The organism is Nostoc sp. FACHB-152 (assembly GCF_014697475.1).
GTDB lineage: Bacteria > Cyanobacteriota > Cyanobacteriia > Cyanobacteriales > Nostocaceae > Nostoc_B.
This window is the reverse complement of sequence record NZ_JACJRV010000063.1, coordinates 1-15,747: the sequence shown is the minus strand read 5'-3', so window position 1 is coordinate 15,747 and position 15,747 is coordinate 1. Positions and strand designations below refer to the sequence as shown.

The 15,747-nt window shown below is 39.0% G+C and carries 9 protein-coding genes; 3 read left to right on the top strand and 6 right to left on the bottom strand.

What is annotated here, in order from left to right; genetic code table 11:
* Positions 1–176: 176 nt before the first annotated feature.
* From H6G76_RS27460 to H6G76_RS27450, 3 genes are all read right to left on the bottom strand, one after another.
* On the bottom strand, positions 177–1,271 hold the full coding sequence (locus H6G76_RS27460) for a hypothetical protein (RefSeq protein WP_190708233.1): 1,095 nt from the start codon (positions 1,269–1,271) through the stop codon (positions 177–179).
* A gap of 47 nt (positions 1,272–1,318) precedes the next feature.
* Complete coding sequence (locus H6G76_RS27455; RefSeq protein WP_190708231.1) at positions 1,319–4,723, bottom strand: virulence factor SrfB; 3,405 nt, start codon at positions 4,721–4,723, stop codon at positions 1,319–1,321.
* A gap of 62 nt (positions 4,724–4,785) precedes the next feature.
* Positions 4,786–7,338, bottom strand: a complete 2,553-nt coding sequence (locus tag H6G76_RS27450; RefSeq protein ID WP_190708229.1) for a proteasome protein — start codon at positions 7,336–7,338, stop codon at positions 4,786–4,788.
* 905 nt (positions 7,339–8,243) lie between these two features.
* On the opposite strand from H6G76_RS27450, the gene H6G76_RS27445 reads away from it, so the two are divergent.
* On the top strand, positions 8,244–10,151 hold the full coding sequence (locus H6G76_RS27445; protein ID WP_313934843.1) for a PAS domain S-box protein: 1,908 nt from the start codon (positions 8,244–8,246) through the stop codon (positions 10,149–10,151).
* A 274-nt stretch (positions 10,152–10,425) separates the two neighbouring features.
* On the opposite strand, the gene H6G76_RS27440 is transcribed toward H6G76_RS27445, so the two are convergent.
* On the bottom strand, positions 10,426–10,938 hold the full coding sequence (locus H6G76_RS27440; protein ID WP_190708228.1) for a GNAT family N-acetyltransferase: 513 nt from the start codon (positions 10,936–10,938) through the stop codon (positions 10,426–10,428).
* 76 nt (positions 10,939–11,014) lie between these two features.
* Here H6G76_RS27440 and H6G76_RS27435 point away from each other — a divergent pair, with 76 nt between their 5' ends.
* Positions 11,015–12,895: an ABC transporter ATP-binding protein gene (locus tag H6G76_RS27435; RefSeq protein WP_190708226.1), complete on the top strand. Its 1,881-nt coding sequence runs from the start codon at positions 11,015–11,017 to the stop codon at positions 12,893–12,895.
* 94 nt (positions 12,896–12,989) lie between these two features.
* Here H6G76_RS27435 and H6G76_RS27430 read toward each other — a convergent pair whose 3' ends face one another.
* Positions 12,990–13,757 carry an isoprenyl transferase gene (locus tag H6G76_RS27430; protein WP_313934844.1) on the bottom strand — a complete coding sequence of 256 codons (768 nt, stop codon included), beginning with the start codon at positions 13,755–13,757 and terminating at the stop codon, positions 12,990–12,992.
* Between the two features lie 31 nt (positions 13,758–13,788).
* Complete coding sequence (locus H6G76_RS27425) at positions 13,789–14,724, bottom strand: ferritin-like domain-containing protein (protein WP_190708222.1); 936 nt, start codon at positions 14,722–14,724, stop codon at positions 13,789–13,791.
* A gap of 145 nt (positions 14,725–14,869) precedes the next feature.
* On the opposite strand from H6G76_RS27425, the gene H6G76_RS27420 reads away from it, so the two are divergent.
* Positions 14,870–15,460: an SMI1/KNR4 family protein gene (locus H6G76_RS27420; RefSeq protein WP_190708220.1), complete on the top strand. Its 591-nt coding sequence runs from the start codon at positions 14,870–14,872 to the stop codon at positions 15,458–15,460.
* Positions 15,461–15,747: the final 287 nt, after the last annotated feature.

The window sequence follows — 15,747 nt, the reverse complement described above, 5'->3', positions numbered from 1 at the left end:
GATTTACTCAATAGATTATGAATAAGAAAATTTTGAAATCTCACGCAAAGGCAAGGCTGCGCGGTGGACGGGTTTCCCGGCATAGAGCGACTGCCGCGCAAAGATGCAAAGAGTATTTATTCATCTACTCTCTGTGTTCTCCGTGCCTCTGTGGTTCGTTAACATGATTGAATCTATTAACGTAATGAGCGAAATATTACGCGCCCTGGAGATTCTTCTTGATTAATTCGCGCGTAAACTCGTAGACAGGTTAAAACTTCGCCAGGGATACCGCCGCAATTTAGTTGTAGATCATCTTTAGAGAAAGCACAGACATCAGCATAGAGTCCTAATAATTGCCTGATTCTGACATTATGACCTGATTTATTAGCTTTATCAACAATTGTTTTCAATGTTCTTCGTGATTCTTGCTGTAATTTTCCCCACCATGAGTATCGTTCAACAGGTGGTATAAATACTAAGGAATGTATGGCTTCATCCATATCAATCCAAGCACGTAAAATTGCTAGGTCGTCGTTATTTTCCTCAGTTTTTTGAATTCGATGGAAACGGTCTATTAAAGCTTCTATATATTGATTTTGCTGTTCTGATTTGGATAAAGAAACAATATCAAAGCTACAGATACTTTTTAATGCGTGATTTAAATCTGGTTCAATTTCAATAAATTTTAAATATAAGCTCAAAAAACTAGTTAACAATTGTAAGTTTTCTGAAGCATTATTATGAACAAAGTTGGAATTTAAAAGTGCTTTTTGCGATAAACATAAACCTTGAACATTAATACTACCTTTAAGTCCAGGGTAAATAATTTCATTACGAATAAAAGGCAGTTGATGGAGGTTGGAAGTATCTTCTATTGCACCAATTTCTTTAGCGGCATTTAAAGCGTGCTGTTGCCAAAATGTTGCTAAATCATCGGGAATTCGCAGCAGCTTACGGTGGAGTTCGTTCCATAAATCAGCATCGGTTTGGCTTTTTAGTGATGCATCTCCTAAATATAAACTCAGTTCTGAGTCAGCATTCCACGCTTCTCGCAGATGATTTAGCTTTAATTCATTTGGAGATTGGATAATTAGCGTTTCTTTGTCATGTGCAGGTTGCAACAAATTTTGGATTTCTTGCAACAGTTCTGCACATATTTCAGCACCAGGATCATGGGGTAGTTCTGTACGCGCTTGTTTTAATGCAGCTTCTAGTCCATGTAAGCTACACCGTAGTAATCTGGCTATTTCGGAGTTTTCGGTTTGTAATAGCTGACGTAGATGCTGCATGGTGAGTACAAGTATTTATTTTTAAACGCGGAGGAACGCAGGGTAAATTAATGTATGCCACAGAAGGGATCGCGTTCTTTATCTACTTCGTTAGGTTGTAAATCTAATTCGGCACGATAAACACAACCTTCTTGTTTTAAACATTCTTGGCTTGTGGATGTCCAGTAAGGAACTTCGCCTGGGTGCATCCGCAGAATACCTTGGTTGTCGAGGGTGACGCGATATTGGCAAGGGTAGTCTGTGGTAATGTTTGGCTTACTCAGTGAACCAATACGTATCCACTTTTTACGGTTAGTGTCGGTGTCTGTTTGATAAACGTAAAATGTGTGTTGACCAGTGTAAGGAAATGGCGGTAAGGGATTACTAATTAAACCGCTTCCTGGTTGTGGTGAACCGTCTTTTAAATAATGAAATTGGTGCAGGGATTTGTTATCGTTTGAGTCTATTTCAAAGACTAAATGATAGGCATTTGGTTGATCAACGGTTGCTGACTCGATGACATTGACGGCTATATCTCCATCAGTTAAGTCTTTATTTGGTCGTTCTACTGCGATATTCCATTTTAATTTTCCGTCAGCAAATAGTGCAGATGTTTCGGAAGCTGCTAATATTGCTGAACCGACATCAATACCTGGAACATCAATTAAATAATGGGGGTTTCCTTGACACAGCAAAACGCTAAATTGTAGTGTCTGGTCAATCTCAAATTGAATTTTGATTTTCTTGAGAAACTCTGCTTCTTCCATTCCCAATTTTTCCATGAGATGTTTACCGTCGAAGCTTCCCCAGAGTCTTAAATCACCGGCTTCGTAGTCTTGGCGATAAATAATGTTACTTAACTGTATCCCTTGCCAAGGTGTACGCACTTTTGCAACGGTTTCCCAAGGTGCAAGTTGATAGAGTTCTTGTCCTGCTTTAAATATTGGTAATAGTTCGTTGCTTTGGGTTTTACGTTTGAAGTTGCAAGGTAAATAATAAAATAGGTTTTTTACATCAATTTCTAATTGATTTGCACCTTTTTGCAGCAAACTTTTAGATTCTTCTGGGTCAAATCTCAGTCGGCGTAACTTCTCTGCATAACACGCACCTGCGGAGGTAGCGAGTTTGGTAAATTCTAAAACAAAGGTAATTCTTTCAGGGTTCCAGACGAAGTAGGAAGATTTACTAAATTCTTGGTAAATATGACTTTGTACTAAGTCTAAATTGCAAGTTTTTCCTGACAGAATCAACCAGTCAACTTTGTGTGTATTCCAAGGATCTATAGTGTTATCATCTGAACGCAATCGGCTTTCCATTAAGCCTTTAGCAATACCAATTGCTTCTTTAATTGGGGATGTGGCAACGCGTTCAAATTGTTGATTATCGATAGTAACAGAAATAGTATCTGGGTTATGGATTTGATATTTAATTGCGCTTTGGGTGAGCAGTTCAGCAATTTGTTGTTCAGATATTGTAAAGGTTAAAAGTGAATTATCGGCTGGTGGTTTTTGTCCGAGTTTGAGTTTGGCTGCTTCTGCATGATCCCAAAGTGTATAAAAGGTTTGTAGACGTTGGGGTGCTTGTTGCCAACGGGTTGGTAATACTTTCTCGGCTGTATCTAAAGCATCTTTATAAGCTGCATCGCCTTCGGGATTTTCTTTGTCTAGACATTTTAATAAACTGCCAGTTTTGAATTTACCTTGTTCTAGAAAACGCTCGTTTAATTCGGAGCTAATTAAATCTTCTAACTTTTCACTGTCGATATCACCTCTGGTGACTGCTGTTAAGAGAAAATCTGCGATCGCAACTTTTAATAACCTAAATACTCGCAGTGTAATTAATTCGCCACCTAACTGCAAATGTCCCGATGAACCTAATAATTTCGGAGTTAATTTATAATATCGTCCGCCTAAACCTCGGTCTTCGTTGCTAGCAAAAAACGGGGTTTTATCTTCTAATGTTAATTCAATTAATGCTAAGTCTGTTGTCCCACCACCAATGTCTAAAACTAGAACATTTTGTGACCATTTATTCCCAGCGCGACGACAACGAGTTTTAAAAGATTCAATCCCGATATTGAGATTCCCACCAAATTCTCGCCACAGGAAAAATATTGCTACAGAAACAGCTTCATCATAAGCAGTTTGAACATCATCAATTCCTAATTGTTCAACTAATTGCTTAACTTCTTTACGAACTACTGGCGGTGCAACGGTAGGATAGGTAACAACTGCTGTTAAAAAATCACCTTCGGAAAATCTGCGTCTAGCGCGTTGACGATAATCTTCAGTTAACCCAATTAAATGCGCCCAAGCTGCTTGAATTAATTGATTAACATTAATATTCGCTTCGGTATCATCTAAAATTACGGGAAATGTTTTATTCTGCCCAAAATAACGCTTGGGTGAGTGATGAAAACGACTGATAATTTCTTTTAACGAACTGGTAGTTCCTTGAGCAATTGATTTTTTTCTATTGTCTCTTGCTTCTCGTCCCATTCTCAGTTGTAAGACTTCCAAGTTAGAAATTTCTAACTCGCTAGGAATTTCTATATCTCGGCGGTTAATATCAAGAATTACAGGAATTAAATTTTGTGATTCTAATGTCGGGACGCGAAATACTTCATGGTATATTTCATAAAGCTTTTTGCTAACTGCGCGCTGGAATTTCTCGCTGTTGCCTAAACACAATTCGATTTGGCGAATTGCTTCTAAAAATCTTTCTTGGTTATCATTTTCAAAAATTTCACATAACAGGCTGGGTTCGATTTCTAAGTTTTTACTAATATCAATAATAAATTTCTGCCACTCAGCCTCGCTGATATCTGGTAAAGCTTCCGCAGCAGGAGAATTGAGCCATTGCGCTAGGCGATCGCGCAGTCTTAATTCTTGTTCTCGTGGTAAAATTTCAGCAATTGGGATTTCTATTGGGTCGAAAAGTGTCACTGTAGAATTCGACGTACCAAAATCTAAAGCAAACCATCCCGGAAATCTTTTTTGTGGTTGATGACTAGGTTGTTTTTCGGCAGAGTTTGGCAGTTGAAAAGGATTCATGGATATATCTGATTTAATTATTTGTTCTTCTGAATTTGTTGGTGTCCATAAATAGCAAACTGCTTGAATTTGTTTCGTTTCAGATAGTAGTGGTTCCCCCGAAAAGTCAGAATCAAAATACTCAACAATTACCTGTAATGTACAGTTTATTGGTTCTGTTAAATGTTTTTCTAGCTTACAAGGATATTGTTCTAATTGCCCAATTTGCGAAATTCTTGGTGTGACAGCATCAAAGGGTTTATATGCTTTTTGAATTAGTGTAGTTAATTCGCTGGGAGTACCTTTAACGGAGAAATGGATGCGTGCAATGTGTGGAACATTGTTACCAATGGCAACTAGTTGAATGCTAGGAAGTTCTAAGTATTCGTTTTCGTTGACTTGAACTTGAAAGCGGGGTGGGAGGCGAATTTCTACTGGCATTTTTATTTTCCTTTATATTTCGCACAAAGGCGCAAAGAAGGTCGGAGGGTATAAGTTTGCAATTAATTAGCTATATCTGAATAAGAAATGGTGGTGATTTCTGAGAGAATATTTAGCCAGGTAGGAATAGCGAGTTTAGGTGGCGAGTCGCCAGCAGCAAGATATCTCAACAATGTTTCTTTTTTGGAAATATTTTGCAATGTGGGAATAATTTGATCTAAAATCCCTTCTATTTCTGAATTAACTTGTTGATTGACTTCACTAACATACTGCACAAGATGTAAACTTGCGCTAGCAGTAATTTCATCTCGCAGGCGCAGTACTAACATTTGATGATGGGCGGCTCTAGGTGAATTTTTGCTTCTTTCTGGCGACCAATCAAAAATTTGGCCAATGTGGTGTTTTTCGTCTTGGCGCGCCAAGGGAAACATAGTTTCGGGAGCAATTTCTTGGTCTTTACTATTAATTTCTGCAAGAATGGCTTCTTTCCATTGATTAGGGTCGCATCCTAATAGTAATTTATAAAATAAATCGGCTTCTTCACTACCAAAACCTATCTCAATTTCTTGTTCCATTTCGGCAGTAAGAAGAGTTTTAAGATAGTCTCGTGCTTCAGATACTTGATTGGAGAGTTTGTTTAATAAATCTACCACTGCTTGACGGATGCGATCGCGGGCAAATATCTCAACTTCTTGCACAGTTTTTTCAAAGGTTGGATAAAAGTCTTCACTCTTAGTCGGTAAAGCATTATTGACTTTACTTCCTCTGTCGAATAACTTCCCGGCTGCACCTTTGGTTTCTGCTATGGTAATAGCACCGTTGTTAGCTTTGTTAAATAATAAAGTCCACTGATTCCAGTTGAGAATTTGATAAGTGAGTTCGTCTTTTACTACCTCACTAACAACTATTCCTCGGCGGTCTTTGAGTGGTTCTTTACCTAATTCTTTTTGGAAGTTGCGGTAGGTTTTATCTAAACTATCAATGGCATCACGCAACTGGATTAATGTGGGACTATCAATAGTTGGTATGCCTTGTTCGTGAATTTCTTCGATGATATTTTTCAGGTTTTCTTGTTGTTGACGAATACTCTCAGCCGCACGCCGAGTATCTTCATACAGTTGCTTCAGTCCGTGCGCTGCAACGTGATTTTGAATTAATTCTCGGAGTTTAGCGATACCGCCATCTTGAGCAAAATAACCTAATTGTCTCCCAAGCTGACTACGTGCATCAGACTCTAACAGTCTCTCGCTTAAACGTGTCCATTTTTGTTGCAACCGCTTCGAGCGTTCGAGGTAATCAGGATAATCTAGGTTAGATAAAAATTCTGGTGAACCTGCTTTGACACTACTCGACCGTTTAGCTAATTCGGCTAGTCCTAACAAAGGTGATAACAAAACAATGCGGTCTTTTTGAGTAGTGAATGCACTCGCACCATCAATAGTTGTTTGCAGAACTTTGAGTTTTTTGACAACAGTTTCCTCAGATAAAGGAGTGTTGGTTGCGCCATTTTCAATAAGTTGGTCAAGTTCTCTTTCGCCACCTTCACTTTCTAGAGGTAGCTGGTCAAAACGACCGACACCGACCAGAATTAAATCTTTCAGGTCTTGTCCTGGTCGCTGTTGCTGCATCATGGTGAAGATTTTGTTAGCGCGATCGCTCCCCGGAGATTTACCATTGAGCAAGATTAAAATTGTCTGGACTTCCGCCAATTCTCGCAACGATAAAAACGTATCCCTCGCACCAGAGTTAGCCGCACCCAAACCAGGAAAATCTAACAGAATAAACTCCGAAGCGTCTGTAACATCCCAAATTTCCCGTGAGATTTTGACTTCAATATCGACGCGCCGAATTAAGGGGAAGCTGTTTTGTAATAGTTTTGTTGGTAGCTTGTGGGGTGGACTCGGTAAGCGGATATGTGCTGGCGGTAAGTCTTCAAACCTGAGAGTTTGGATAGCCATCGGCTGTTCTGCCAGCTGTAAACCCTCTCGTGCTGTGGCATGATCAATCTGGTAGCGTCCGCCACACATCGCCTCACCGTAGGCAGTATAAGCACGTACAAATAAAACTAACTCACGCAGCAGATAGCGTAACTCTAAATTATTACTCTTATTCCATGCTTGTTCGCACCACGCAATAATATCTTTGCCAGAGTTTAACTGCCCAAGCTGTACAGGCACAAGCCCTGCGGCGGTTGACCTGCGGCTGGCTTCGGCTAACATAAAGCGCAGACACTCTTTCACCCCTTCGTGAGAAAGATACTCGACGGTAAAATTTCCTACTTGGGTAGTTGCAAATTCATCTTGTGCTACGAGGTGAATAGCTGTAACATTACCTGTAGTTGGGTTTTCGTTGACTGGTAACGCATCTGCATAACCGATTAAGCTGCCTAATAGTAGAGTTTTTCCACTACTGAATTCCCCCATTACACCGATTTTGACAGGTGAAGTGGCAAGTTCTACAGTTTTTTCAGCAGTTTCTCGCAGACGTGCAAGACATTCATCAAGGCTGGCTGGTACCCAGTCTTCTTGTTTAGAAGGATACTGCGGTACAGAGTTAATTTTCTGGAGTATGAATTCTCCGTACTCTTTAAAATAAGCTAGTTTTTCCAGTTCCATACATTAGTTGTGGTTAAAAATAAAATTTATGTAAGCCTTATAACATAAAAATTGCCCGTAGCAGCTTTTAATTTAATGCTTTGTGGTCATTGTTCAGCATCTAGTTGTAGGGGTAGTATTCCAAACTAAACAGATACTTATTCTGAATCAAACCTTGATGACAGGATTTTCTATCAAAATCAGGAGATACCCAAAAAGTACTAAAAATCTTTATTGCTCGAATCTTATTAGATACAAGACCATAGTTTAACTTGATTGCGAAAAGTATAAGAACATTAGTATCAATATATGGTGTGCCTTTTACCTAAAATTCTTAGTCGTCTGCTGTCTACTGATTTCAGGGTATAAATTTTATCTTTAAAAGAACTACAGCTATAAAAGTTAAAAATTAAAATTATTGAGCAAATTAAATTCCTGCTGATATTTGCATCTACCTTGGAAGTACTTGAGTTTAAGAAATAATTAAACATAGTGATTAAAAATTTAATCATAATTGATTTTTATAATAAATAAATTGTGTTAAATTCTTATTTACTTAAATAAATACTTGTAAATTGTGGTTTTTCATCCTTGTGCAAGCTTGCTGAAGTGATATTCACAATGCCATAACAGCAAATTTTTATTATCTACTTTCTTGTAAAAAAAATTAACAATAAATAATTGATTGTAGAAAAATTTAGACATCAGAATTGATTAGTTGGAGCAAAAAATCTATTTTTGTCTGAGATTTTGGTTTAAAGGGTGAAATAGTGCATATTTTTTCCAAATTCAAGTTTTAGCAAAGTCTGAAACAATTTATTAGTTTGGTTGGTATCCACAATTTGATTCAAAATTTAGTTACTAATAAATAAAGCATGATTTTTTAGGTTTTTAAAAATAAGTTTTTAGATAACAGGTAAATAAAAGTGTTTTTTGAAAGGGTGCAGAATTTAACTCACGAAATCAATAACAGTCCGCACATTAGAACAAAACATAGTGGGCGTAAGTCGAGAATATTAGCAATAACAGATGCTAATTATACGGAACTAGAAACAAAGATTGAAAACCAAACAATAGCATTAAATAATGCACTACAACAACTGGAAATAGAAGTTAATAAACGGCAAGAAGCGGAAGAGAAATTACGCCAAAAAACTTCCGAAATACAAGCGATTTGGAATTTGCTTGCCGATGCATACTTTCGCATAAATACTGATGGTGTTATTTTAGATTACCAATCCAGTAAAATTCCTAATTTGTCTCAGGAATCATTAGAATTTCAAGGGCGGCAATTACTAAATTATTTTCCAAGTTCTGTAGTAGTTCGTTTTAAGCAAGCAATCAATCAAGTATTACAAACTCAATCATTAGTAAGTTTTACATATAGCTTGCCATCAGCAGAAGGACAGACTCATTTTGAAGTTAGATTATTACCATTATCAGCACCAGAAATTGTAGTGCTGGTAAGGGATGTAACTCACATAGTTCAAAGTGCTTTCATTCAATGTGATGATAAATTTCGTAGCATTGTAGAAAAGGCCAATAATATTATTTTTGCGCTCACCCCTGATGGTGTTTTTTCTTATGTATCACTTAACTGGAATGAGATTTTAGGACATGAAGTGACAGAAGTAGAAGGTCAACCTTTTGTCTCTTTTTTACATACTGAAAATGTTTTAGCCTGTAGAGAATATTTCAACCAAATTTTAAACACAGGCAAACAACAAGACCCCATAGAATATCGCATTAAACACAAGAATGGTAGTTGGCATTGGCACAGTTGCTACTCCTCAGCCATTAAAGATATTAGTGGGAATGTGATGTATTTTGTGGGAATTTGCAAGGATATTACAGTTCGTAAACAAGCAGAACTCCAACGACAGCGTACAGAAAATGCTTTAAGGAAATCAGAAGCCAAATTTAGAGCAAAAGCCCAGCAGTTAGAGGCAGCACTATTAGAACTGCAACACACTCAGGCGCAACTCATCCAGTCAGAAAAAATGTCTAGTTTAGGACAGTTAGTAGCGGGTATCGCCCACGAAATTAATAATCCGGTTAATTTCATCTATGGTAATGTGAAACACGCTAATGAATATGTTAATGACTTACTGTACTTATTGGAACTTTATCAACAGCATTCTTCTTTGCTAACACCAGAAGTTCACAAGGAAATTTACGACATTGATTTAGATTTTATTCGGCAAGATTTGCCTAAAGTATTAGATTCAATGAATACGGGGGCAGAACGTATTCGTCAAATTGTTCTATCTTTGCGGAATTTCTCACGCCTTGATGAAGAAGGCATGAAGTTGGTAAATATCCATGAAGGTATTGATAATGCTTTGCTGCTACTGCAAAATCGTTTGAAAGCTAAACCAGAATCTCCAGGAATTCAGGTAATTAAAGATTACGGCGATTTACCAAAGATAAAATGCCATCCTGGACAAATAAATCAGGTGTTTATGAATCTGTTAACAAATGCAATTGATGCTTTGGAAGAAGTGAGGATTGCTAATCCCCAAATTCGGATTTCTACTTGCTTACAAGCAGGCGATCGCGTCATGATTTCCATTATTGACAATGGCCCTGGTATGGCTGAAAAAGTATCCAAACGCATATTCGACCCTTTCTTTACTACTAAGCCTGTAGGTAAAGGTACTGGTATGGGATTATCTGTTAGCTATCAAGTTGTGGTTAAAAATCACCGTGGCGAATTAAACTGTGTTTCTGTACCAGGACAGGGCGCAGAGTTTACGATTGTAATTCCTAACTTGGTAGTTGAAGAATCGGAAAATGGTCAGTTGAGGGACAGGGAATCAGAGGAGAGGAAATAAAGATTACTCACTGTTTTTCTTTGATATAGCAATAACCAAGGTGTTTAAGGTACCAAAAGACTTTTGACTCTAGGGACTTCCAAGTAAAAAAATATCCAAAATTTTCTTGTGGGATGGAGAGAAGTTGCGTGCGGGGGTTCCCCCCGTTGAGCAAACTTCGGGGTGTCCTCACCCGTCCCTTCCTGAGGGCGGGCAAGATGCCCACCCCACAAGATGAATAACTTATTTCTTGGAAATTCCCTATCACCTGTCACCTGTTAGCTATCACCTCATTTTATTGATCAGGTTGCCAGTCTTCTCGATTTAGTCCGTAGTACACTACATCTACGTTGTAGAAACGGGCATTTTTTTCGTATTTCATCCCGACTTTTTGGATTACACGCACTGAGGCGATGTTTTGCGGATGCGCTATGGCGACTATGCGATTTAGTTTAACTTTTTCAAAGCTATATTTTAAGGTAGCGATCGCGGCTTCTGTCGTTAAGCCCATGTTCCAATAAAACTTATCCAAGACGTAGCCAAGTTCCACTTCTGGAGTATTATCTAAAAACCCCAGTCCACAGCGACCAATTAATTTATCGCTATCCTTATGAACGACAGCCCACATCCCAAAGTTGTATTCTTGCCAGTGTTGAATATGTTTGTTTAAGCTGGCTTGTGTTTGTTCTTTGCTTCTGGGCAATAAATATTTCATTACCTCTACATCACTGTAAAGGCGAAATAAATCATCCAAGTCATCGGGGATAAACTGCCGAAGTCGCAGTCTTGAGGTTTCTATCTCAACCATGTCATTGGGCAGAGCTATGAATGTTACATTAATAAGCGTGTTTGTCCCAGTAAAAAATTAATATAATGCTCCTATTATGAGCATCTACCAATCTCAGAAAAAATCTTACAGAAGAGACCGTTGGCGTAACAATGACTGGCGGTTATTTTTGCGTTTAGTTCCCTATGCGCGTCGCAACACTAAATTGCTAACGTTGGCATTGTTACTGCTGGTGCCGATCGCCCTTTCTAATGCCATACAACCACTACTAATTGGACAGGCTATATCTTTAATTCGCAACGAACCCAGCACTTATGAGTTTCTCAGGAATCTCCCTTTGTGGCAAGGGCTAAATATCTTAGAGGGATCAATCCTGGCGGCGATTATTATCCGGCTGATGTTTACTGGTGTTCAAGGCTACCTATTACAAAAGTTAGGGCAGAATATCACAGCCGCAATTCGTCAAGATTTATTCTCTCATGTGACATCTCTAGCGGTGCGCTTTTTTGACCGTACACCTGTAGGTAAATTAATTACCAGACTTACTAGTGATGTCGAAATCTTAGGCGATGTCTTTTCTACTGGGGCAATTGGCATAATCTCCGATATATTTTCTATGTTGATGATTATCGGGATTATGTTTTCTATTCAATGGCAACTGGCGGGTTTGCTGTTGTTAATGTTGCTACCAATCACTTGGTTGATTATTCTGTTTCAGCAACAGTATCGCAAAGCCAATTACAAAGCGCGGGAAGAACTGTCAATTTTAAATTCCCAGCTACAAGAAAACATTGTTGGCATTAATATAGTGCAACTGTTTAGGCGGGAAAAAACTAATGCCCAATTGTTTCGTAGCACTAACCAACGCTACATTGAGCAAATGGATCAAACCATATTTTATGATTCTGCCGTCTCAGCTACTTTAGAATGGATTGGCCTAGTAGCGATCGCAGGTGTATTGTGGGCTGGTGGTTGGTTGCTCATGGGGCAAAGTTTGACATTTGGCATCCTATCTGCGTTTGTTTTGTATGCCCAACGTTTATTCGACCCGTTGCGAGATTTTGCCGAAAAATTTACAGTAATTCAAGCTGGGTTTACTGCCATTGAACGGATTAACGACATTTTAGATGAACCGATAGAAATCCGCGACTATAACAATCAACGTTTCTCAGTTTTTGATCATACCTTCGGCTATATCGACGAAATCATTGCGGAGATGGAATCACAAAATTTCAACTCCGCACCAGAATTAGGCGAAATTCGGTTTGAACACGTCTGGTTTGCCTACAAAGACGATGATTTTGTAATTAAAGATTTAGACTTTGTAATTCGTCCTGGGGAAAAAGTGGCATTAGTCGGCCCCACTGGTGCGGGTAAGAGTTCGATAATTCGATTGTTGTGTCGTCTTTATGAACCTACCCAAGGACGCATCTTAATTGATGGTGTCGATATCAGAGATGTACCACAGGCAGAATTGCGGCGTTACATGGCAGTGATTTTACAAGAAGGCTTTTTGTTTGCTGGCGATGTTAAAAGTAATATTACTTTAGGAGACCACTACACCTTTGACGAAATTGAGTTAGCAGCACAAAACACTAACATTGCTCAATTTATTGAAGAATTACCCCAAGGCTATAATACTCAACTGCGGGAACGTGGCACGAATATTTCTAGTGGTCAAAAACAACTGTTAGCCTTTGCCCGTGCTGCCATTCGTAACCCGCAAATTTTAGTATTAGATGAAGCCACCGCTAGCTTAGATGTGAATACCGAAGCTTTAGTTCAGCAGGCACTAAATCAGTTGTTGATCAAACGGACTGCGATTATTATTGCTCACCGCCTATCGACAATTCGCAATGTGGATCGAATTTTTGTCTTAAAGCGGGGTGAATTAATCGAACAGGGAAGCCATGAAGAACTGTTACAACAAGGTGGTATGTATGCCACTTTGCATAACTTGCAAATGTTAGGAACTTAAGTAGAAGGCAGGAGGTAGGAGTTAAAACCTTTGATATAAGAGGGTTTCTTTGATTTGCATTTTAAATTTAATTCTGTTTACCTACTTCACAAGTTTAAGCTGATAGTGTAGTTTTAACTGCACCAAAACGGCGATCGCGTTTTTGGTAACTCAACAGTGCTTGATGAAATGCTTCTCGATCAAAATCTGGCCAGAGAATATCGGTAAAATACATTTCTGTATAGGCTAATTGCCACAATAGAAAGTTACTTAACCGCATTTCGCCACTGGTACGAATTAGCAAATCTGGTTCCGAAGTGCCTGCTGTATAGAGGTGTTGTTCTAAGAGATTTTCGTTCACATCTTCAGGGTTGAGTTCGCCCTGTTGCGCTAGTTGGGCAACTTGACGGCAAACTCTGGTGATTTCATTACGACTGCCATAATTAACTGCAACTGTAAAATGAATTGCCTGATTATTTAATGTCTCGGCCATTGAACGCTGCATTTGCATTTGTAAGGAATCAGGTAAAGCTGACAAATCACCAATAAAGGAAATTCGCACACCTTCTTTATGCATTTGTGCCAACTCCCGACGCAGCAGTTTTTCAAATAACAGCATGAGAAAATCCACTTCTTCTGTCGGTCGTCGCCAATTTTCTGTTGAGAAAGCATAGGCCGTGAGTGCTTTGATTCCCCAATCTTTGCAGCAGCGCAACAATTCTTTGAGTATTTTGGCACCTTGGCGATGTCCCGCAATGCGGGGTAATCCTCGTTGATTTGCCCATCTACCGTTACCATCCATAATGACGGCGACGTGTTGGGGTAGGTGTTGGGGGTTCAAGTCGGGTGGTATGTTTGTCATTTGTCCTTTGTTATTTGTTATTGTTTCTCCTGCAACCTATCTCCGCGTCTTCTTACTTAGTTCCGAATAAAGTTTGTAAATATTCTGTGGTGAGGCTGTTGTTCCACATCCAGAGGCGGCGCATGGTGTAAGTGAAAGTAAAGATTAAGCTGGCTTTGTTTGAAAGTGACCAACCACTCCAGTTGAGAGTAGCCATCATGCGACGAAGAGTGCGGATGAGGTTGTTGCGTTGGTAATTTTGCGATCGCGTTTTGATTAATGTCCTGCCCACGCGCCACAATGAAGTATCAGGAAAAGCCCAAACCCCAAATCCCCAAAACTTTGTCATGTGGTTGATTTCGTCTTGGAGTAGTTCTTCGAGAACATCCTGAAGTGCGCCTGTACTATGTGCCATCAGCCACAAATACAGACAAGTTGCACCGTATTCTGTCGCTACTCGATGTAAGCCGTGACGATATAAATCTTCGTGGGGATCATCTGTAGGCAGATAGCCTCTGACGGTGCGGAATTTCGGCGTAATTTTCTCGCCGGTGAGTTGGGTGTAAACCTTAATTAAGGCTGGTGTGTGCTGACGTTCTTCCTTTTCCCACAAACCAAGTTCGAGTAATTCCCTATCATCACCCACTGTTCCACCCACAAACCGCGCCATTTGCGGATGCAACTTTTCTAAATACTGACGACTAGTTTGAGTGTAGCCGCGTATGGGGGCTTCTGTATCCATCGCACCTATGAGAATGGATAGAAACACCTCTGCGTTGATGCCGATAATTTGATTGCGGTTAATTTCTTGCCAATCTATTGTTTTCCAAGGACGCGCTTGGGGATTTTGCCACTGTACTGGTAAATCTTCCAGGCGTTTTTGTAGCTTTTCGGGGTTGAGATAATTATTTATTAAAGAGGAAATACGCTGCTGTGTTTGGAAATAGTCAGGCTGGGCAAAGGTTTTACTTGCTAAGTCTTGAGTTTGTGGGCTAAGAGTATTAAGCATATTTGGCTACACATAATTTTAGATCTCTCCAATAAGTTAAGCGATCGCACCTGCTTTTGTCAGTCGGTGAAAGTCGGGTAAAAAGTGGGATGTGATGGGTGTGATAATTTGAGCTACAAGCATTGATATTGAGGTTTGGTCATCAATGACAGGATTAACCGCAGCTATCGAGAGAATTATGAATTGGTTGCAGCAATATCAACCAGAGTTTGCTGCTTCGTTTTTACCTGGGCTGACTCGTGAACAAATTCAAGAACAAACTAAAGATTTACCAGGGCTAATTCCTGAAGAAATTTATGAGCTTTATCAATATAGAAACGGTACTTTGGAAGAAATGAAATCAACTGTTTATCCTGTGTTTCATTTTCTCCCATTAGATGAAGCAGTGCAGATTTTTCCTGCTTTTTTTGATCCACATGAAACAGATTATTCATACCTCTATGAAAACAAATGTTTGTTTCCTTTTCTCAGGGATAACTGTTCCCATTGTGCAGTTTTACTCGATGAACACAAGCAGCTATCCTCACCAGTAGTTGACATTGCTGATGACGGTGATATTTCTCTAATGTATCAGAGCTTAACAAGCATGATGTTAACTATAGCTGATTACTTAGAAACAGGAGTCTGCTATCTTGATGATGAAGGTTTTTTAGTGACAGATGAAAAAGATAAGCAAGACGAAAAGATGATTGAAATATTTCTCAAATACAATCCTGGAATCCGTTTTATTTGGTAGCTAATTTGATTTAAATAGGACTACGCAAAATTATGAAAAAACGTAGACGCGCAAGCGGTTTCCCGCAGGGTAGGACACGAAGTTATAAGAGTTTGAGAGAGTTCTTGCGTAAGTCCTATTAAGATTGCAATAGTTATATTCGCAGTAAAGAAAAGACATTAACTATTTTCACCATCAAATCATATTTAAGTAGGTCGGCGGAAAAATTTACAAGTATGTAACAAACAGTTAAGCAGAAGAATGAGAGTTAAATCTAACACGTTGTGTACTGTAGTTTCCCTTGGATG